Origin of the sequence: Ferdinandcohnia salidurans, from assembly GCF_042680725.1 — a bacterium.
Taxonomy (GTDB): Bacteria; Bacillota; Bacilli; order Bacillales; family Bacillaceae_L; genus Ferdinandcohnia; species Ferdinandcohnia salidurans.
The window spans coordinates 180,410-201,236 of record NZ_JBHUEK010000031.1; the positions used below are offsets into that span (position 1 = coordinate 180,410).

A 20,827-nucleotide genomic window follows, 5' to 3' on the forward strand; every position below is an offset into this window, starting at 1 on the left:
GGTGAATGAAAGAGATATCTTAACATTTGCAGTTCAAGCTGCTGACGATAAGCGCGCTGAAAATATTGTAGCATTAAATATGAAGGGGTTATCCCTTGTTGCCGATTATTTTTTAATCTGCCATGGAAATTCTGAAAAACAAGTACAAGCAATTGCACGTGAAATTAAGGACAAAGCGGATGAAAATGGTATTCATATTAAACGCCTAGAGGGCTTTGACGAAGCAAGATGGGTACTTGTTGATCTAGGAGATGTCATTGCTCACGTATTTCATAAAGACGAGCGTACCTACTATAATTTAGAACGTCTTTGGGGAGATGCGCCTACTGAAACAGTAGAAGACGTGCTAAGTTTATGAGCTATGGAGAATTTGCTTATATCTACGATGAACTAATGCGTGATGTGGATTATGAGCAATGGATTTCGTTCTTTAAAGAGAGAGTTACACATGATAATAAAAAACATCCCATGCGTGTTCTTGATATAGGTTGCGGAACGGGTGAAATTGCCATTCGACTTGCAAAAGAGGGCTATGAGGTTGTTGGGGTAGATCTCTCTGAGGATATGCTGGCAGTCGCGAATAACAAAGCAATGGAAGCTGGAATGAGGGTTGAGTTTTACCAACAGGATATGGTGGAAATCTCAGGGTTAGACCCATTTGATGTGATTGTCATTTTCTGTGATTCACTGAACTATCTACGTACAGCAGAAGATGTGCAGAAAACCTTTCAAAATGTATTCAAGCTTTTGAAACCCGATGGACTTTTTTTGTTTGATGTTCATTCCGTTTATAAAATGGACTCCATTTTTATGGATGGGCCATTTGTGAGCAGTGATGAAGAGGTTAGTTTTATTTGGAATTGTTTTGAGGGGGAACATCCTCACAGTGTAGAACATGAATTATCGTTTTTTGTAAAAAATGAACATAATGATGATTATACGAGATTTGACGAATTTCATGAACAGCGAACCTTTCCGATTCAAACGTTTCAAAATTGGCTAGAGGAAATTGGTTTTAAGGTCACTGATGTGCTTGCTGATTTTAATAATCCAGTTCAAGAGACTTCTGAACGGATATTATTTACCGCAAAAAAATAGAGGGTCAGACGATGTCTGCCCTTGTTTTATTTTGTCGAGAAAAAATGAGTATTCCTATTTAGGAAGGAACATGATATATTTATCGAGATGGAGTCTCGTTAAATTGTTTATTCACTTCGCAAATGTCCTCATCAAATTTTCGATGGGTACTCTTAAATAGTTCTTCAAATAACTCGCCGATATTTTCTTCCATTGCCTTAATACCTTCCCCAGTTACACCACCTTTTACACATACTTTTTCCTGGAGAGTAGGTAACGTATAGATTTCCTTTTCAAGCAATTTCCCCATTCCGACTATCATTTCACTAGCTAATAGTGTTGCTTGCTCCTCTGTGATTTTCGTTTCCTTTACTGCTGCATTTATAAACTTTCTCACAAGATAAGTAAAAAACGCAGGGCCACAGCTTACGATATCAGAAGCGACTCTTGTAATGTCGTTATTTATGTGAACCGGAGCAGAAATTTGCTCAAAAAGAAATTCTAAATAATCCTTAAATCTACTGCTTATGCTACTTCCAAATGTAAATAAGGATACGCCTGTTAGTGCGCGATTTGTAATACTTGGAATAATACGTGCGACCTGACAATTCACAATTGATTCGAGCTGTTCAACAGAAATCGGACTCGTAATTGAAACGATACATTTACTACTCGTAAGGCAAGGAGATAATTGGTGTAAAAGGGGGTGAATTTCCAAAGGTTTTACACAAATGAAAATTAAATCAGAGCCTTTTACAACGTCTTCATTTGTCGCTACAACGGTGATATCTGGCAAGGAGTTCTTAATGGCTATTGCTTTTTCAATCGTACGATTTGTTATCGTTAATTTCGAAGGCGGAACAGCAAGAGATTCTACAAAGGACTCTATTAAAATTTTCCCCATATTTCCTGTACCAATAAACCCTATATTCAAGTTCGTCCCTCCTTTACAGACTATTCTCCTAACACAATATGTATTCCTGTATGAAATTATGAATGTTTTTACTTAAAGTTTAAAAAACAAAGGAGACCAAACCATGAATTTTAGAGAAAAAAAGATTACGTTCATTTTAATGAGTTGTGGAATTTGTTTAGTTATCTTTATTGTCTTTTATAATATTTTTGGATATGGAACAAGAGCAGAACCTGACGAGGTAGAAGAAGATTTTTTCCTTGAATCGAACGTTGATGAAGAACCTATTGCAGAGGAAGAGATTAAGGTAATTCTTGTTGATATCAAGGGTGCGGTACATAATGAGGATGTATTTGAGGCCGAGGATGGGATGAGGATTAAGGACGTTATAGAGATGGCGGGGGGATTTACTGAAGATGCAAACATTAAGCAAGTGAATTTAGCACAGCGAGTGGAGGATGAAATGGTTATTTACGTTCCACGTATTGGTGAGGATTTCGAAGTGGAGAACAGTTTGTCCCCAGAAAGCGATGGAAAGATTTCTTTAAATAAGGGAACACAGGCAGATTTTGAAACCTTATCAGGAATTGGCCCATCTAAAGCGGCAGCAATAATTACGTTCCGTGAAGAAAATGGGCCGTTTAAACAACTTGAGGACTTGATGGAAGTTAGCGGAATTGGGGAAAAATCTTTTGAGAAAATAAAAGACGAGCTCAAATTAAATTGACGATACGTACAAATAACCGATAAAATAATTGTAAGATTTTGTTGAAGGGATGGGGGAAATTTTGAATCGAATCAAATGGGATCAATATTTTATGGCACAAAGCCATTTACTTGCATTAAGAAGTACATGTACTCGACTAACAGTTGGGGCAACAATTGTACGAGATAAGCGAATTATTGCAGGGGGCTATAATGGCTCTGTATCTGGAGGAACACACTGTTCAGATGAGGGGTGCTATGTAGTCGAAAATCACTGTATAAGAACCGTTCACGCTGAAATTAATGCATTACTGCAATGTGCCAAGTTTGGAGTCCCTACAGAAAATGCGGAAATCTATGTTACTCATTTTCCATGCCTCCAATGCACAAAAGCAATTATTCAAGCAGGGATTAAGGTTGTCTATTATGCGGAAGATTATAAAAATCATCCTTATGCAATAGAATTACTTGAGAAATCAAATGTAAGAATTGAGAAGGTTCCTCTTCAAGAAATGGTGATCGACTTAAAATCAAAAGAGAAATTAGCATTTGTTAATGATTTAATAGAAAAATTAACAGAGTCAGGTGCGGACGATAGAGAAATAGAGAAGTTACATGAGAAAACTGCTGCACTATTTTCGAATATCGGTTAGTTTGATAAATAAGTATGGGGACTTTGTAAAAGGAAAGCTTGTTTTTCTTGCAACCTTTGCAATTTTTGGATTACTAGTCCCCTATACATCTTTTTCATGGTTAAGTATAATCCTCACACTACTCTTATTAGGATTTATCATAATCCGCCACCATTTCTCTCTCGTTATCCTCAGTATTTTTACTCTATTTACTTTTATGTGTCTTTTTACCATCATCGACTCCAACAATCACACTAAATTGAATCCTACCACAGAAAGGATTGAAGCGGAAATAGTTGAAGCACCAGCTATTAATGGTGACAAGCTATCTGTTATCGTAAATACTTCAAGGGATGAAAAACTACTGTTAGTTTATTACATAAAAACGGAAATCGAGAAAAAGCAACTAAGCACTTCTGTTCGTATTGGGTTAGTCTGTACCTTTAATGGAAGTCTGAAAGAACCCCAAGTCGCACGAAATCCCAATTCCTTTAACTATAAACAATATTTGTATACACAAAAAATCCATTGGATATTTGAAGCGAATGAAATGAAGGCAGGAGAATGTGTTTCAAACGAAAAGTGGACGATAAATCATTTGCTTCTAAATATTAGAGATGCTGGAATCCGTCATATTGATACTTATTTTGATGGCTCAACTGCAGGAATAATCCAGGCATTGATATATGGGGAAAGAACAAATATCGCAAGTGAAATAGAAAATTCCTACCAATCATTAGGATTGATACATTTATTGGCGATATCAGGACTGCATGTAAGTCTCATGACAGGGATGTTTTACTTTTTATGTATACGCTTCGGCATGACACGTGAAATAACCGCAATTTTACTGTTCTGTTTACTACCAGCATATATCTTTATTGCCGGTGGCTCCCCCTCAGTCATTCGCTCCGTTTTGATGAGTATGCTTTTATTAGCAAGTATGATGTGGTGGAAAAAAGGCAGTATCCTTGATGTCATTAGTTTTGCCTGCATGATCATGCTGGTGTTTAATCCGTACTATATCGTAAATATCGGTTTTCAATTGTCCTTTTTAGTAAGTGCATCCTTGATCCTTTCTTCAAAAGCCATTTTTAAATACTATCCAACTACGATTGCTTCTTTATTTGTCGTTTCATTGTTATCGCAAATTACTTCAATGCCGGTTCTGCTCTTCCACTTTTATGAGTTCTCGTTATTGAGCTTACCACTTAATATGCTGTATGTCCCATTATATTCAGTTGTCATTTTACCTTTTGCCTTACTCACTGTATTTTTGCTGAGCATATTCGCCCCGATTGGCCAAATCTTTGCTGCAATGCTTTCGTGGATGCTCGAAATTTTAAATCACGTGACAGTTTGGGTATCCCAATTCACTTTCGCTTTATTGACACCAGGTAAACCTGGGTTAGTCTTAATGGTCCTGTATTGTTCATCTATTCTATACTTTTTAATTTGTTGGGAAAAGAGAAAATCCTTGATGCAAAGTGCGCTTCTTGCCCCGATTGTAGTCTTAATTTTTCATATGCTATTGCCCTATCTAAATCCATATGGTGAAATGACCATGCTTGATGTTGGGCAAGGCGATAGTATATTTATTGAGCTACCGTATCGAAAAGGAACGTATCTCATTGATACTGGTGGAAATATTCAGTTTGATCAAGAGCAATGGCAAGAAAGAAGGAAAGAATTCTCGACGGCCAATATTATCATTCCATTCCTAAAATCAAAAGGAGTACAAAGTTTAGATAAACTAATCATTACCCACGGTGACCAAGATCATATCGGTGGTGCGAAGGAAATTGTTGAAAAAGTGAGGATTAATGAAATCGTCTTAGGAAAAAACAAGAAGGATGCGAAACAAGAAATAGAGTTGAAGAAAATAGCTACTAAAGAAGGGATTCCCATTCATTTAGTTGAACGTGGACAAAAATGGCAGGAAGGAGGAAATACATTTTATATCCTTGCCCCAAAAGGAGATGAAATGGTGGAAAATGATAATTCAATCGTAATTTTTACGCGGTTTGGTGGTCTAAGTTGGTTATTTACAGGTGATATCGAAAAAGAAGTGGAGCTTGATCTTATCAATACATATAAAAACATGAGGATTGATGTTTTAAAGGTGGGGCATCATGGAAGCAAGACATCGTCATCGGAGAGCTTTATTCAACACATTCATCCAAAAATTGCCCTAATCCCTGTGGGTGTGAATAATCGTTTTAATCATCCACATCCAGATGTGATTAATCGATTAAAACAAGAAAAAATCAAGGTATATAGAACGGACACAAATGGAGCCATACAATACCGTTTTTTCAAAAATTCAGGAACCTTTATAACCACAATTCCATAAGATACAGTAAAGGCAAGGAACGAAAAAAGACTGCCATATATAGGCAGTCTTGGTTTTGACAGTATGTATTCTGTCGAAATTAAGCTCCGATAATTTTAATTAATGTTGCGATAATGAAAATTATTGCGAAGAAGCCAAATGATGCAACGAAAGCTACTCCAGCATCGATAACGTCATTTCGTGTGTTTTTTATATTCTTTTCAAATTCGTTCACGCCTAACCCCTCCTAAACAGTTATAGTATAGCCTAACTAGTTAAAAAAATCTATAATTCCTTTAAAAAGTTGGTTTTGTTTTATAGACCAAAAGTTAGAAACCTCAGGTAAATAAAACAAAGCCAAAAAAAGGTAGTACCCTTTTTCCCCTATTATCCGATACTCTTCCTTTATTAACAACACTTGTCACAAATAGTTCAAAAAAACAATGTAAATCCTAATAGTACATAAGAATAACATCACAGCAAACGTCAGGTTACAAATAATCATTACTCGACAAGATACCCGGGGCTTGTTTGGTAATGTTTCTATAGATAGGGAATTGGCTAAAACCAATTCCCTTTGTATTTTTATGGAGGTTGAAATATTTGTGTTTTACCGATACGATTAGATAAGAATTGAAGGCTAACAGTGGAGAGGAATATGTATGAATTTAGAGCTTTGGAAAAAAATTAAGAAAAGGCAATTTGCCCCTGTCTATTTATTACATGGTTCAGAAACCTTTTTAATACAGGAAACAAAGGAGTTACTGATCAAATATAGCATTGAAGAGGAAGAAAAAGATTTTAACCTATCTATTTTTGATTTAGAGGAGACACCCGTTGAAATTGCATTGGCTGATGCTGAGACCCTTCCTTTTATGGGAGAAAGACGCCTGGTTATTTTACAAAATCCACACTTTTTAACAGCTGAAAAGAGTAAGGAAAAGGTTGAGCATAATGTAACGGTACTTGAACAATATTTAAATGAACCTGCTCCTTTTACGATTCTTGTCGTTACGGCACCGTATGAAAAGTTAGATGAGCGGAAGAAGATTGTTAAGCAGTTAAAGAAAAATGCTGAAGTGTTGACTGTTAATACATTATCTGAAAAGGATTTACATAGCTGGATAACTGAAAGAACGAACCAACATCAGGTTACTATTTCACCCTCTGCGATTCAGGAACTGTTACATGTGGCAGGGACGAATCTTATGAACATAACCCAAGAAATCGATAAAATGTGTTTATATCTTGGGGGAAATGGAGCGATAACTGAGGAAACCGTGAAATTGCTGGTACCCAGATCTTTGGAGCAAAATATTTTTTCGTTGATTGATAAGGTAGTGAATAGGAAACTCGATGAGGCACTAAGAATATTTTATGACCTTTTGCAAAATAATGAAGAGCCCATCAAAATATTATCTTTGCTTGCTACACAGTTTAGATTGATTTTTCAGGTGAAGGAGCTATCTAGACAAGGTTACGGACAACAACAGATTGCTGGAAATCTTAAAGTTCATCCGTTCCGGGTCAAGCTTGCAGGTGGACAAGCAAATTTATTTACACAGGAAGAATTACTGGGAATTTTGAGCCAGCTTGCTGAAGCTGACTATGAAATGAAAAACGGAAAAAAGGATAAAAAATTAATTTTGGAATTATTTATTATGAAGTTAGGGAAGTAAAATAGAACGCAAAAAAAAACGACTCAAATCGAGTCGTTTATTTATTATGCGTTAACCTCGTTAAGTTTTTTCGCTAGACGAGATTTTTGACGGTCAGCAACATTTTTATGGATAAGACCTTTACGAGCCGCTTTGTCAAGCTTGCTTGAAGCAGTAAGATAAGCTGCTTTTGCGTTTTCAACGTCATTGTTAGCAACTGAAGCTTCAAAGTTTTTTACAGCAGTACGCATTGCAGACTTAACAGTCGCGTTATGAGCACGGCTTTCATCACTTGTTTTTACACGTTTGATAGCTGATTTAATATTTGGCATACTTTCACCTCCTGCGAATATCAAGATGATCTAACACGCAATCATCTACGAAACTTAACGAAAACCTTCTCTTATAAAGTTTTCTTCGCTTAATGATCTCTTATACATTCATTGATACTCTGATGTTACAACAAAAGTTATTCTATCAAATTGGCTGTGAGAATGCAATACCAATCTATTTCCTACTTGATAAAAATTGCATGAACCACATTTTAACAGGTAAAGATATAGATACTATGTAAAAATTGGAGGTCATTGGAATGGGAGAACAACTAGACTTAACAAAATACTCTGTTCGTACTGACTTAGCGCTAGAAGCAAGCGCAATGGCAGTCGAGGAACGAAATAAAACACTAAAAGAAGATCAACAGCCCGTATCAGAAATTGAAGGTGTCATCATAAAAGAGAGACAAGAGGATGGAATTACCATCTCCACAGTCGAAATTACCGAGGAAGGCGCTAATGCAATCGGAAAGAAAAAAGGAAATTATTTAACACTAGAAGTTCAGGGGATACGGCAAAAAGATTCAGAACTCCAGCAAAAGGTGCAAGAAGTATTCGCAAAGGAATTTAATCATTTTTTATCAAAACTAAATATTGGGAAAGATGCTAGTTGCCTAGTTGTTGGTTTAGGAAATTGGAATGTCACACCAGATGCGCTTGGGCCGTTGGCAGTTGAAAACCTGGTCATAACAAGACACCTCTTTGAGCTCCAGCCTGAAAATGTGCAGGATGGCTTTCGCTCTGTAAGTGCGATTGCACCAGGGGTGATGGGATTAACAGGAATCGAAACAAGTGACATCATCTACGGAGTCATCGAAAAATCAAAGCCTGATTTTATTATTGCCATCGACGCATTGGCAGCACGTTCGGTTGAGCGGGTGAATTCAACGATTCAAATATCAGACACTGGTATCCATCCGGGTTCTGGAGTTGGAAACAAACGTAAAGAATTAAGTAAGGATTCTTTGGGTATTCCTGTAATCGCAATTGGAATTCCAACAGTTGTTGACGCTGTTTCTATTACAAGTGACGCGTTTGATTTTATTTTAAAGCATTTTGGTAGAGAGCTTAAAGAAGGGGATAAGCCTTCACGTTCTCTCATTCCTGCAGGTATGACTTTTGGAGAGAAAAAAGTATTAACAGACGATGACTTGCCTGGTGAGCAAGAAAGAAATACTTTCTTAGGGATCGTCGGAACTCTACCAGAGGATGAGAAAAGAAAGTTAATTCATGAAGTGCTGTCCCCTCTTGGTCATAACTTAATGGTTACCCCAAAAGAGGTCGATGTCTTCATTGAGGACATGGCAAATGTGATAGCAGGTGGCCTTAATACTGCATTACATGGTGAGATTGGCCAAGATAATTCAGGTGCATATACTCATTAATAAAATTGAATAGATTCTATCATTTCAGTTCTACTAACTCTTGTTTGCTCATATCAATATGATAGACAAACCATTGAGGAGGTAGAATATGAAGGGCTTTCGATCTCAAGGAATGATGATCTCAATTCAAGGAACCAGCGTTGTAAAAGGGATTCTATTCCTCATATTTAGCTTTATTTTATTGTTTACGATAACGGGAGCAATTGTCTCTCTTAAACCAGAATTTAGAATAAGTTCTTCGTCTATAAGTAATGTTGCAACAAATCTCTCAGGGGAAGCACTTGTTCATTTATTAGGGTATGAAAACCATTATTTCGTTCAAGGCTTACCTGAATCTACTACGAAACCAGACTATGTAGGAGCCGTTTTTAAAGCAGCGACAAACCTTACATTAGATGACCCACGGAGCTTCTTAGGCAGGGAGCTCCCTGGATTCTCGATTTTTGACGGGAAGATCATTGTAGCAGGTGAAGGAACCAATTACACGAATATGCCGATAGAGTCTCCGCCACCATTAGATGTTTTACTAGATGAAAGAAAAGTGGCTACCCAAAATGTTGAACAGGCAGAAAAGCCTACTAAACCTGTGCCACCACCAACGATGACAACCGGCGAGAAAAAAGTTGCCTATATATATCACACCCACTCGTCAGAAGCCTACTTCCCACATTTAAAAGGCGTGGATACAAATAATGCGAATAATGCAAGACATCCTGAAGTGAATGTAACCAAAGTAGGGGAAATGCTTCAGCAAGAATTAGAGGCAAGAGGAATTGGTACAGATATTGATAAGACAAATATGGATCAGTATATAAAAGGAAAAGGATACAATTGGTATCAATCATATAAAGCTTCTGGCGAGATTATGGCTAGCGCTATGTCAAGTAATAAGGAATTAAATTACTTCATTGATATTCACCGGGATGCACATAGAAAAGAAAAAACCACAGTGACAATTAACGGAAAATCCTATGCAAAAATAGCATTTATTGTTGGATCAGACAATCCCAACATTGCTAAAAATCTTGAGCTTGCCAATTCGCTCCATGATATTTTTGAAAAAAAATATCCAGGTTTAAATCGAGGTATTTTTAAACAAGGTGGAGTTGGCAATAATGGAGTATATAACCAAGATAAATCTGGAAATGCCATGTTAATTGAATTTGGTGGTGTCGATAATAATTTCGAAGAACTCCGCCGAACAGCAGCAGCCGTAGCGGATGTCTTAGCAGAATACTACTGGCAAGCTGAAAAAGTGGATGCGAATGAAACGAATAAAGAATAGGCAATAAAGGGAGTAATTCCAATGGTTAAATTCATGATGAAATGTTTTTTAATAGTAACCGTACTTCTTCTGGGCGTATTGATCGGCATGCAGCAGGCGAATGAAGGGATGAAGAAAATGAGGGGCTATAATGACCCCTCCCTTCAAGGCGCCTTTCATATTTCCGACAATAACGGTGAAGTTGAAGCATCTGTCTTAGGCCGAAAGGTCACGAGTCATGACCTAGAAGAAAAACAGAAACAACTAGAAAATGTTGAATCATTTAACTTTTTTTCAAGTATTGGTGAAAAACTAGGAAATGGAATCAGTGCTATTTTTGAAAAAATCATGATTGCTATTGGAAATGGAATTGGACATTTACTTGATAAAATTTAGAAGAGAGCATGCTATAAAATAAAAAGCAAGCTCTCTTTGTTTATGGTCGTTTTTTTTCGTAATTGAATGTGAGAAAATAGTTCTGTATAATCTAATCTAGTGTAGTTGTTCCATACAGGAGGATTTTTAATGAACCAAGAAGAGAGACGTAATAGACAATCTAGAATTCGAAATTTTTCAATTATTGCTCATATAGACCATGGTAAATCAACATTGGCTGACCGGATACTTGAAAAAACAAATGCATTAACCCATCGCGAAATGAAAGAACAATTGCTAGATTCCATGGACCTAGAAAGAGAACGTGGCATAACGATTAAATTAAACGCGGTACAATTAAAATATAAGGCAAAAGATGGTGAGGAATATATATTCCATCTTATTGACACCCCAGGACATGTTGACTTTACATATGAAGTTTCACGGAGTCTAGCAGCATGTGAGGGTGCAGTACTCGTTGTCGATGCAGCACAGGGGATTGAGGCACAAACACTAGCAAATGTGTACCTCGCTTTAGACAATGACTTAGAAATATTACCGGTAATTAATAAAATCGACTTACCAAGTGCGGACCCAGAGCGCGTTAGACAAGAAGTTGAAGATGTTATCGGACTTGATGCGTCAGAAGCTGTTTTAGCCTCTGCGAAAGCGGGTATTGGAATTGAAGAGATATTAGAGCAGGTTGTTGAAAAAGTCCCTGCACCGCAGGGTGACCCTGAAGCACCTCTAAAAGCTCTTATTTTTGACTCTTTATATGACCCGTATCGTGGTGTAGTTGCGTACATTCGTGTCATAGAAGGTAAAGTCAGACCTGGTGATAAAATAAAAATGATGGCAACAGGTAAGGAGTTTGAAGTGATTGAAGCGGGCGTATTTACACCTCGCGCAACCCTTCAGGAAGAGTTAACTGTTGGGGACGTTGGATTTTTAACAGCAGCAATCAAAAATGTTGGGGATACTCGTGTAGGTGATACGATTACGAACGCGAAAAATGGTGCTACTGAGCCCCTACCAGGATATAGACGCTTAAATCCTATGGTGTATTGTGGTTTATATCCTATCGATACAGCTAAATATAATGATTTACGTGAAGCATTAGAAAAACTTGAATTAAATGATGCAGCCCTTCAATTCGAACCAGAGACTTCTCAAGCGCTAGGCTTTGGTTTCCGATGTGGATTTTTAGGTTTATTGCATATGGAAATCATTCAAGAAAGAATTGAAAGAGAATTTAAAATCGACTTAATTACTACTGCACCAAGCGTTATTTACGATGTGTTTCTAACGGATGGTACAGACGTACGAATTGATAACCCAGCATCAATGCCGGATCCACAGAAAATTGACAGAATTGAAGAGCCTTACGTAAAAGCAACCATGATGGTTCCAAATGATTATGTCGGTGCTGTTATGGAGTTATGCCAAGGCAAACGTGGTATCTTCATTGATATGCAGTATCTTGATGAAAGACGAGTAAGTATCGTCTATGAAATTCCACTTGCAGAGATTGTATATGATTTCTTTGACCAATTAAAATCAAGTACAAAAGGCTATGCGTCATTTGACTATGAATTAATAGGTTACAAGCCTTCAAAGCTTGTGAAGATGGATATTTTATTAAATGCTGAAAAAGTAGATGCATTGTCCTTCATCGTCCACAAGGATTCAGCTTATGATCGAGGAAAAGTGATCGTAGAAAAGCTAAAGGAATTAATTCCAAGACAGCATTTTGAAGTGCCTATTCAAGCAGCGGTTGGTCAAAAGATTATCGCTCGCTCAACCATTAAGGCAATGCGTAAAAATGTATTAGCAAAATGTTACGGTGGGGACATTTCCCGTAAACGTAAGCTTCTTGAAAAACAAAAAGAAGGTAAGAAACGAATGAAGCAAGTCGGCTCAGTCGAAGTACCTCAAGAGGCATTCATGGCAGTATTGAAAATGGATGATAAATAAAGTAAGAGGCCGCAGACTTTTCTGCGGTTTTCTTTATTCCACTAACCGCGACATCCGCTTATAGAAAGAAGTGATTTTTTGGTACAAGCAGCATACCTTCACATCCCGTTTTGTGAACAAATTTGTCACTATTGTGATTTCAATAAAGTTTTTCTAAAAGGACAACCCGTTGATGAATATCTTCAATACATGGATACTGAAATGAAAAATACAGTCGAGGCTTATCCACCTTCGACTCTCAAAACCATCTTCGTTGGTGGGGGAACGCCAACCGTTCTTTCCGCAAACCAGTTAGAGAAATTCCTAACGAGTATTAATCAATATTTAAAGCCCCAAAGCGATACAATCGAATTCACCTTTGAAGCAAACCCTGGTGATCTTACAGAGGATAAATTAAAAATATTACTTGATTCAGGTGTCAATCGAATAAGTTTTGGAGTACAAACTTTCGATGATGAGCTCCTCAAAGCTATTGGTAGAACACATCGTCGTGAAGATGTTTTTCACACAATTGATTTGGCGAAACATGTTGGGTTTAAAAACATTAGTATTGATTTAATGTATGCTTTACCCCAACAAACGATAGAAAGTTTTCAAGAATCACTTAACTTAGCTTTTTCACTAGATGTAGAGCATGTATCAGCATACTCTCTCATTATTGAACCAAAAACAGTGTTCTATAATTTGATGAGAAAAGGGAAACTGAATCTGCCAAGTCAGGAAAATGAAGCAAGAATGTATGAAATTTTAATGGCGGAAATGGAAAAGCATGGTTTCCATCAATATGAAATTAGTAACTTCTCAAAGGATGGCTATGAAAGTCGCCATAATCTAACGTATTGGGACAATGAAGAATACTATGGAATTGGCGCAGGCGCCCATAGTTATGTGGCAGGAAGAAGAATTTCAAATGCCGGTCCAATTAAAAAATATATGCAAGCCATAGACGAACATCGCTTTCCGTATGTCGAAACACATGAAGTAACAAAACAAGAAAAAATGGAAGAAGAGCTTTTTCTAGGTTTGCGTAAAACAAAAGGAGTTTCGCTCTCTCATTTTTCGGAAAAATTTTCAATCAGTATTTTTGATGTTTTTGCAGACCAAATTAAAGAACAAAAAGAAAAAGGTTTGTTAGAAGAAAAAGATGATTATATTCGGTTAACACAAGCCGGAAAATTTCTTGGAAATGAAGTTTTTCAAGCGTTTTTGCTGTAGATAAAGAAGGAGTTTAAATCGTTGACAATGGCACGCGTATTTGGTAATTTAATTATAGAATTAGCACTCGCAGATTAGGAGTGCTAACAGAGGTGATGTTCCTTGCTAACAGATCGTCAACTATTGATTCTTCAAGTAATAATTGATGACTTTATTAGATCTGCACAGCCAGTAGGGTCAAGAACATTGTCGAAAAAGGATGGGATTGTGTTTAGCTCAGCAACTATTCGCAATGAGATGGCAGATCTAGAAGAACTAGGATTTATTGAGAAAACCCATAGCTCATCTGGTAGAGTCCCATCTGAACAAGGCTATCGATACTATGTGGATCATTTATTATCTCCAAGTCGATTAACTTTAAAGGAAAAGCATGAGATAAAGTCAATTTTTGCAGAGAAGATTTATGAGCTTGAAAAAATCGTTCAAAAATCTGCACAGATTTTATCAGATCTAACAAACTATACTTCAATTGTTTTAGGTCCCGCCTTTAAAGAAAATAAAGTCAAAAAGCTGCAAATTGTTCCAATTAACAATGAAACAGCTGTTGCAATTATCGTTACAGATAATGGCCATGTGGAAAATCGAACTATTTCATTTCCGGAGTCCATGGATCCGAGCGATATTGAAAAAATGGTAAACATTCTAAATGAGCGACTTGTTGGTGTTCCACTGACTGATTTAAAAAACAAAATTTATAAAGAAGTTGCTTCTCTGTTAAAAACAAATATACGTAACTACGATACGGTTATAAGTGTTTTAGACAAAACACTTACACTATCAACCGAAGAAAAAGTGTTTATTGGTGGAAAAACAAAGATGTTAAGTCAACCCGAATTTCATGACATTGAAAAAATTCGATCTTTATTAACCATGATTGAAAGTGAACACGAATTTTCTCGATTGTTACGAACCGATAAAGCGGGAATCAATATCAAAATCGGTCATGAAAACAACAATATCGCAATGAATGATTGCAGCCTAATTACTGCAACTTATTCGGTTGGGAATGAACACCTAGGGTCTATCGCGATTTTGGGCCCGACCAGAATGGAATATTCACGTGTTATTACATTGTTGCAGCATATCAGTCATGATTTTTCGAAGGTGCTGACAAAACTGTATCAAATCGAATAGCCGTGGCTATATTTAGTAGAGGGTGGAATAACCCTCTAATACATATACTAGATACTATGATGATAGGGACTTCACTTTAAGGGAGGTGAGTGTATTGGCTAACGAGAACGAAGTAGTAAAAGAAGAAATTGAACTAGAAGAAGCTAACGTAGATAATGATGTGGTAGAAACGATTGAACAGGCTGAAGCAGAATTAGTAGAAGAACAAGAAGATAATGTGCAAGCCGAACTTTCGAAAGCCAATGAAAAAATTGCAGAACTTGAAGCTAAGCTAGAGGAGGCAGAAAGTCGCATTTTGCGTCAGGTTGCCGATTTCGAAAACTTTAAGAGGCGTGCACGCTTAGATCAAGAAACAGCTGCTACATATAGATCACAAAGTCTTGTAACGGATTTGTTGCCAGCTCTTGATAACTTTGAGAGGGCACTTCAAATAGAAGCAACAAATGACCAAGCAAAATCTATTATGCAAGGTGTAGAGATGGTTTACCGAAGCATTATAGATGCCCTTAAAAAAGAAGGGGTAGAAGCTATCGAAGCAGTGGGAACACAATTTGATCCGAATGTGCATCAAGCCGTTATGCAGGTGAGTGAGCCTGACACGGAATCAAATGTGGTTCTAGAAGAGTTACAAAAAGGATACAAACTTAAAGATAGAGTGTTACGACCTTCAATGGTGAAGGTGAATGAATAGTTCAAAGTTTTATTCAATTAGGAGGTTTTTTTATGAGTAAAATCATTGGTATAGATTTAGGTACAACAAACTCATGTGTTGCTGTTATGGAGGGTGGAGAACCGAAAGTAATTCCGAACCCAGAAGGTAACCGCACAACACCATCTGTTGTTTCTTTTAAAAATGGGGAAAGACAAGTTGGTGAAGTGGCAAAACGTCAAGCAATCACAAATCCTAACACAATTATGTCAATCAAACGTCACATGGGAACAGATTATAAAACTGAAATAGAAGGTAAGCAATATACTCCACAAGAAGTATCTGCGATTCTACTTCAATACTTTAAATCTTATGCAGAAGAATACCTTGGAGAAACGGTAACAAAAGCAGTTATCACAGTCCCAGCATACTTTAATGACGCTGAACGTCAAGCAACTAAGGATGCAGGTCGAATTGCTGGTCTTGAAGTTGAACGTATTATTAACGAGCCAACTGCTGCTGCTCTTGCATATGGCTTAGATAAAACAGAAGAAGATCAAACCATTCTTGTATATGACCTTGGTGGTGGTACATTCGACGTGTCCATCCTAGAACTTGGTGACGGAGTATTCGAAGTTAAGTCAACTGCGGGTGACAATCGTCTTGGTGGAGATGACTTTGACCAAGTAATTATCGATTATTTAGTAGACCAATTCAAAAAGGAAAATGGAATTGATCTTTCAAAAGATAAAATGGCGTTACAACGTTTAAAAGATGCTGCTGAAAAAGCGAAGAAGGATTTATCCGGTGTAACATCTACACAAATCTCTCTTCCATTTATCACTGCAGGAGAAGCAGGACCACTTCACTTAGAAGTTAATTTAACTCGTGCGAAGTTTGATGAGATTTCAGCAGGACTTGTTGAGCGCACAATGGGACCAACTCGACGTGCACTTCAAGATGCTGGTCTATCAGCTAGTGAAATTGACAAAGTCATCCTTGTTGGTGGTTCAACTCGTATTCCAGCTGTTCAAGAAGCAATTAAGAAAGAAACTGGTAAGGAACCACATAAAGGTGTTAACCCCGATGAAGTAGTTGCTCTAGGTGCAGCAATTCAAGGTGGAGTATTAACTGGTGACGTTAAGGATGTTGTTCTGCTTGACGTAACACCTTTATCTCTAGGTATCGAAACAATGGGTGGTGTATTTACTCGTTTAATCGATCGTAATACAACAATCCCAACAAGTAAGTCACAAACATTCTCAACTGCTGCAGACAATCAAACAGCTGTTGACATCCATGTACTTCAAGGTGAACGCCAAATGGCTGCCGATAACAAAACATTGGGCCGTTTCCAATTAACTGATATTCCACCAGCACCACGTGGAGTGCCACAAATTGAAGTAACATTTGATATCGATAAGAACGGTATCGTAAATGTACGTGCAAAAGATCTTGGTACAAATAAAGAGCAAGCTATTACAATTCAATCATCTTCAGGCTTATCTGACGATGAAGTAGATCGTATGGTACGTGAGGCTGAAGAAAATGCAGAAGCCGACAAAAAGCGTAAAGAAGAAGTTGAACTTCGTAATGAAGCAGATCAATTAGTGTTTACAACTGAAAAAACACTTAAAGACTTAGAAGGTAAAGTTGATGCTGCAGAAGTTGAAAAAGCTAACGAAGCTAAAGACGCTTTAAAACAAGCAATTGAGAAAAACGAACTTGAAGAAATCAGAGCGAAGAAAGATGCTCTACAAGAAATCGTTCAACAGCTTTCCGTGAAACTTTATGAGCAAGCTCAGCAACAAGCTCAAGCAGCTCAGGGTGCACAAGGAGCAGAAGGTGCAGCTCAAGGCAAGAAAGACGACGATGTAGTAGATGCTGAATACGAAGAAGTAAATGATGATAAATAGAAAGGCGTAAGTGCCTTGCTCAGAAACGAGAAAACTGGCCGACTAAAACGCCACGTCCTGTGGCGAAGTCGGCACTAGCACATCCTGTGCGTCGAAGACTCCGACAAAGAGGCGTAGTTTGCCTCTGCAGGAGGAGTTGAAGTTTCTCGAGTTTCTAGGCACTGAAACCAGACACCGTTAAAAGAATTAAATGTAAAAAAAAGTCGAAGTCAGGCCTGTCTTGGCTTTGGCTTTTTTTGTTTAAAGTGGTTACCCTTTAAAAGTTAGACAATTATGAACTTAATGCTTAAAACAAGTATTATTGCCTTTTCATAAAATTAAATGATACAATATTCTTTATGTGAATGATGCGGGAGTGGATTCAATGAGTAAAAGAGATTATTATGAGGTACTCGGGGTTTCGAAAAGTGCTAGTAAAGACGAAATTAAAAAAGCATATCGAAAATTATCAAAAAAATATCACCCCGATATCAATAAAGAAGCAGATGCTGCAGATAAATTTAAGGAAATTACAGAGGCTTACGATGCATTATCAGACGATAATAAACGTGCTCACTATGACCAATTTGGTCATGCAGATCCAAATCAAGGGTTTGGTGGCTTTGGTGGAGGTGCGGATTTTGGTGGTGGCTTTGGTTTCGAAGATATCTTCAGCTCAATCTTTGGTGGCGGAACTAGAAGAAGAGACCCAAATGCACCACGTCAAGGGGCAGATTTACAATATACAATGACACTTAAGTTTGAAGAGGCTGTTTTTGGTAAGGAAACAGACATCGAAATTCCGAGAGAGGAAGAATGTTCAACCTGTCATGGGTCAGGTGCAAAACCTGGAACAAACCCACAAGAATGTTCACACTGTGGAGGTTCGGGTCAAATCAACGTTGAACAAAACACAGCTTTCGGAAGAATTGTAAACAGACGTGTATGTCACCACTGTAGTGGAACTGGTAAATTCATTAAGGATAAATGTTCTACATGTAGTGGAACTGGTAAAGTGAAAAAACGCAAGAAAATTCATGTGAAAATTCCAGCTGGTATTGATGACGGCCAACAGCTTCGCGTATCCGGTCAAGGTGAACCAGGTGTAAATGGAGGACCTCCAGGGGATTTATACGTTGTGTTCCATGTTCGATCTCATGAATTTTTCGAGCGTGACGGAGATGATATTTTCTGTGAAATGCCACTAACCTTTGCGCAAGCTGCATTAGGTGATGAAATTGAAGTACCTACTCTTCATGGGAAGGTAAAGCTAAAGATACCTGCTGGTACTCAGACTGGAACAAAATTCCGCCTTCGAGGCAAGGGTGTGCCAAATGTTCGTGGTTATGGTCAAGGAGACCAACATATTCGGATTCGGGTTATTACCCCAACAAAGCTGTCTGAAAAACAAAAACAATTGCTTCGTGAATTTACGGAAATAAGCGGTAATGAAGCTCCGGATGAACAACATGATAATTTTTTCGCGAAAGTAAAACGAGCTTTTAAAGGCGAATGATACAAAAAGGTGTAGCGACTTTTTAACAAATGGATTGGAGTTGGTAGTAATGAAATGGTCTGAAATTAGTATTCACACTACACAAGAGGCGGTGGAGCCGGTATCAAATATACTTCATGAAGCAGGTGCAAGTGGAGTTGTCATTGAGGATCCATTTGACTTAACGAAAGAACGTGAAAATGTGTTTGGTGAGATCTACCAACTCAATCCTGATGACTACCCTGAAGAAGGAGTTATTGTTAAGGCGTACCTCCCAGTAAATAGCTTTTTAGGTGAAACGGTTGAAGAGATAAAAGAAGCAATCAACAATCTTTTGCTTTTTGATATTGACTTGGGCCATAATAAAGTCACTATTAGCGAAGTTCATGAGGAAGAGTGGGCTACAGCGTGGAAGAAGTATTATCATCCTGTAAAAATTTCTGAGAAATTTACAATCGTGCCTACTTGGGAAATGTACGAGCCTGTTCATAGTGATGAATTAATAATTGAACTAGACCCAGGCATGGCTTTCGGAACGGGTACACATCCAACGACAGTCATGAGTATTCAAGCATTAGAACGAACAGTTAAGAACGGAGATACAATTATCGATGTTGGGACTGGTTCTGGTGTGTTAAGTATTGCAGCAGCAATGCTGGGGGCAAGTTCTGTCAAAGCACTTGATTTAGACACAGTTGCGGTTGAAAGTGCAAGACTCAATATTAAATTAAACAAGGTTCATGATAAAGTTACCGTGTCTCAGAATAATCTACTTGATGATATTGAGGGACCTGTGGATCTCATTGTCGCGAATATCCTAGCTGAAATTATTGTCCGTTTCACAGATGATGCAGTAAAAATCCTGAAACCGAATGGAGCATTCATCGTTTCTGGAATTATTAATACGAAAAAACAAGAAGTAAAGGACAGTCTTCTGGCATCTGGATTCGAGATTGAGGAAGTACTAGTTATGGAAGACTGGGTATCAATGATTGCAAGAAAGAAAAGCGAATAAGGGTATTTGCAGGTGGTGGAAAAATAGATGCAAAGATATTTCGTCGATACTATAAACGAAACACAGGCCACAATTACAGGTGAAGATGTTCACCATATAACACGAGTTATGAGAATGTCAGTTGGAGACTCTATTTTTTGTTGTTATAATGGTAGAGTAGCTATTTGTGCAATTACTGAAATTACCAATGATACAGTTTTGGCAAATGTTGTAGAATGGGTAGAGAACTCGAATGAGCTTCCCATTAAGGTATGTATTGCAAGCGGACTACCAAAAGGGGATAAGCTTGAATATGTAATCCAAAAAGGGACGGAGCTTGGGGCATCTGAGTTTGTCCCTTTTGTTGCGGCACGTTCAATTGTCAAATGGGATGAAAAAAAAGGACAAAAAAAGGTAGAACGGTGGGCGAAAATTGCAAAGGAAGCAGCTGAGCAATCCCATCGCGCAATGGTTCCAAACGTTAACAAACCATTATCATTTCGAGAATTATTGTCCTTTAGTCAATCTTATACCTATAAGGTAGTAGCTTATGAAGAGGATGCAAAGCGCGGTGAAAACTCTAATCTAGCACGTCTTTTATCACAAATGAAAAATGGGGAATCTCTTTTTGTTGTGATCGGGCCTGAAGGAGGTCTAACCGAAAAAGAGGTTTCCTTCTTAATCGAAAATGAGTTTATTTCCTGCAGCTTTGGACCACGAATTTTACGTACTGAAACAGCACCATTATATGTTTTATCAACTGTATCATATCATTTTGAATTAGCGAGGTGACAA

20 protein-coding genes are annotated in these 20,827 nt (G+C 37.7%); 17 read left to right on the plus strand and 3 right to left on the minus strand.

Translation table 11 applies throughout. The annotated features are described in order from the left end of the window. Position 1: 1 nt before the first annotated feature. Together rsfS and ACFSFW_RS21410 are read left to right on the plus strand one after the other, a co-directional pair. Positions 2-358 (plus strand): ribosome silencing factor, encoded by a 357-nt coding sequence (gene rsfS, locus ACFSFW_RS21405; RefSeq protein WP_304218824.1) that lies wholly within the window; start codon positions 2-4, stop codon positions 356-358. Then, positions 355-1,098 carry a class I SAM-dependent DNA methyltransferase gene (locus tag ACFSFW_RS21410; protein WP_388041208.1) on the plus strand — a complete coding sequence of 248 codons (744 nt, stop codon included), beginning with the start codon at positions 355-357 and terminating at the stop codon, positions 1,096-1,098. The genes rsfS and ACFSFW_RS21410 overlap by 4 nt, the downstream gene beginning before the upstream one ends. A 79-nt stretch (positions 1,099-1,177) precedes the next feature. Here the strand turns inward: ACFSFW_RS21410 and comER are convergent, their stop codons facing one another. Continuing rightward, the gene (comER, locus tag ACFSFW_RS21415) at positions 1,178-2,011 is read right to left on the minus strand and encodes a late competence protein ComER (protein ID WP_304218821.1); all 834 of its coding nucleotides are present in this window, start codon (positions 2,009-2,011) and stop codon (positions 1,178-1,180) included. 103 nt (positions 2,012-2,114) lie between these two features. Between comER and ACFSFW_RS21420 the strand changes: the two genes are divergently transcribed. From ACFSFW_RS21420 to ACFSFW_RS21430, 3 genes are all read left to right on the plus strand, one after another. Continuing rightward, on the plus strand, positions 2,115-2,717 hold the full coding sequence (locus ACFSFW_RS21420) for a helix-hairpin-helix domain-containing protein (protein ID WP_304218819.1): 603 nt from the start codon (positions 2,115-2,117) through the stop codon (positions 2,715-2,717). Between the two features lie 61 nt (positions 2,718-2,778). Further along, positions 2,779-3,348, plus strand: a complete 570-nt coding sequence (locus ACFSFW_RS21425) for a ComE operon protein 2 (protein ID WP_304218817.1) — start codon at positions 2,779-2,781, stop codon at positions 3,346-3,348. Then, entirely contained in the window at positions 3,311-5,680 is a 2,370-nt protein-coding gene (locus ACFSFW_RS21430) for a DNA internalization-related competence protein ComEC/Rec2 (protein WP_388041212.1), read from the plus strand. Before ACFSFW_RS21425 ends, ACFSFW_RS21430 begins: the two co-directional genes overlap by 38 nt. Positions 5,681-5,759: 79 nt before the next feature. On the opposite strand, the gene ACFSFW_RS21435 is transcribed toward ACFSFW_RS21430, so the two are convergent. After that, positions 5,760-5,894, minus strand: coding sequence for a YqzM family protein (locus ACFSFW_RS21435; protein ID WP_099361978.1), 135 nt, complete (start codon positions 5,892-5,894; stop codon positions 5,760-5,762). Positions 5,895-6,321: 427 nt separating this feature from the next. On the opposite strand from ACFSFW_RS21435, the gene holA reads away from it, so the two are divergent. Continuing rightward, entirely contained in the window at positions 6,322-7,338 is a 1,017-nt protein-coding gene (gene holA, locus ACFSFW_RS21440; RefSeq protein ID WP_388041215.1) for a DNA polymerase III subunit delta, read from the plus strand. Between the two features lie 44 nt (positions 7,339-7,382). On the opposite strand, the gene rpsT is transcribed toward holA, so the two are convergent. Beyond that, positions 7,383-7,649 carry a 30S ribosomal protein S20 gene (gene rpsT / locus ACFSFW_RS21445; protein ID WP_099361976.1) on the minus strand — a complete coding sequence of 89 codons (267 nt, stop codon included), beginning with the start codon at positions 7,647-7,649 and terminating at the stop codon, positions 7,383-7,385. Between the two features lie 260 nt (positions 7,650-7,909). Here rpsT and gpr point away from each other — a divergent pair, with 260 nt between their 5' ends. The 11 genes from gpr (at position 7,910) to ACFSFW_RS21500 (ending at position 20,824) form a co-directional block, all read left to right on the plus strand. Next, complete coding sequence (gpr, locus tag ACFSFW_RS21450; RefSeq protein ID WP_304218810.1) at positions 7,910-9,037, plus strand: GPR endopeptidase; 1,128 nt, start codon at positions 7,910-7,912, stop codon at positions 9,035-9,037. Between the two features lie 88 nt (positions 9,038-9,125). After that, positions 9,126-10,322, plus strand: a complete 1,197-nt coding sequence (gene spoIIP, locus ACFSFW_RS21455) for a stage II sporulation protein P (protein WP_388041219.1) — start codon at positions 9,126-9,128, stop codon at positions 10,320-10,322. Between the two features lie 21 nt (positions 10,323-10,343). Next, positions 10,344-10,697, plus strand: a complete 354-nt coding sequence (locus ACFSFW_RS21460; RefSeq protein WP_304218805.1) for a YqxA family protein — start codon at positions 10,344-10,346, stop codon at positions 10,695-10,697. Positions 10,698-10,826: 129 nt separating this feature from the next. Continuing rightward, positions 10,827-12,650, plus strand: coding sequence for a translation elongation factor 4 (lepA, locus tag ACFSFW_RS21465; protein ID WP_304218802.1), 1,824 nt, complete (start codon positions 10,827-10,829; stop codon positions 12,648-12,650). A 78-nt stretch (positions 12,651-12,728) separates the two neighbouring features. Further along, entirely contained in the window at positions 12,729-13,865 is a 1,137-nt protein-coding gene (gene hemW, locus ACFSFW_RS21470) for a radical SAM family heme chaperone HemW (protein WP_388041223.1), read from the plus strand. A 102-nt stretch (positions 13,866-13,967) separates the two neighbouring features. After that, complete coding sequence (hrcA, locus tag ACFSFW_RS21475; RefSeq protein WP_388041225.1) at positions 13,968-14,999, plus strand: heat-inducible transcriptional repressor HrcA; 1,032 nt, start codon at positions 13,968-13,970, stop codon at positions 14,997-14,999. A 94-nt stretch (positions 15,000-15,093) separates the two neighbouring features. Further along, positions 15,094-15,690, plus strand: a complete 597-nt coding sequence (gene grpE / locus ACFSFW_RS21480; RefSeq protein ID WP_388041228.1) for a nucleotide exchange factor GrpE — start codon at positions 15,094-15,096, stop codon at positions 15,688-15,690. A 32-nt stretch (positions 15,691-15,722) separates the two neighbouring features. Further along, entirely contained in the window at positions 15,723-17,564 is a 1,842-nt protein-coding gene (gene dnaK, locus ACFSFW_RS21485) for a molecular chaperone DnaK (RefSeq protein ID WP_388041231.1), read from the plus strand. A 364-nt stretch (positions 17,565-17,928) separates the two neighbouring features. Continuing rightward, a complete protein-coding gene (gene dnaJ / locus ACFSFW_RS21490) occupies positions 17,929-19,059 on the plus strand; it encodes a molecular chaperone DnaJ (RefSeq protein WP_304218789.1) in 1,131 nt (376 codons plus the stop codon). A gap of 49 nt (positions 19,060-19,108) precedes the next feature. Continuing rightward, positions 19,109-20,053 carry a 50S ribosomal protein L11 methyltransferase gene (gene prmA, locus ACFSFW_RS21495; RefSeq protein WP_388041234.1) on the plus strand — a complete coding sequence of 315 codons (945 nt, stop codon included), beginning with the start codon at positions 19,109-19,111 and terminating at the stop codon, positions 20,051-20,053. A gap of 27 nt (positions 20,054-20,080) precedes the next feature. After that, complete coding sequence (locus ACFSFW_RS21500) at positions 20,081-20,824, plus strand: 16S rRNA (uracil(1498)-N(3))-methyltransferase (RefSeq protein WP_388041236.1); 744 nt, start codon at positions 20,081-20,083, stop codon at positions 20,822-20,824. Positions 20,825-20,827: the final 3 nt, after the last annotated feature.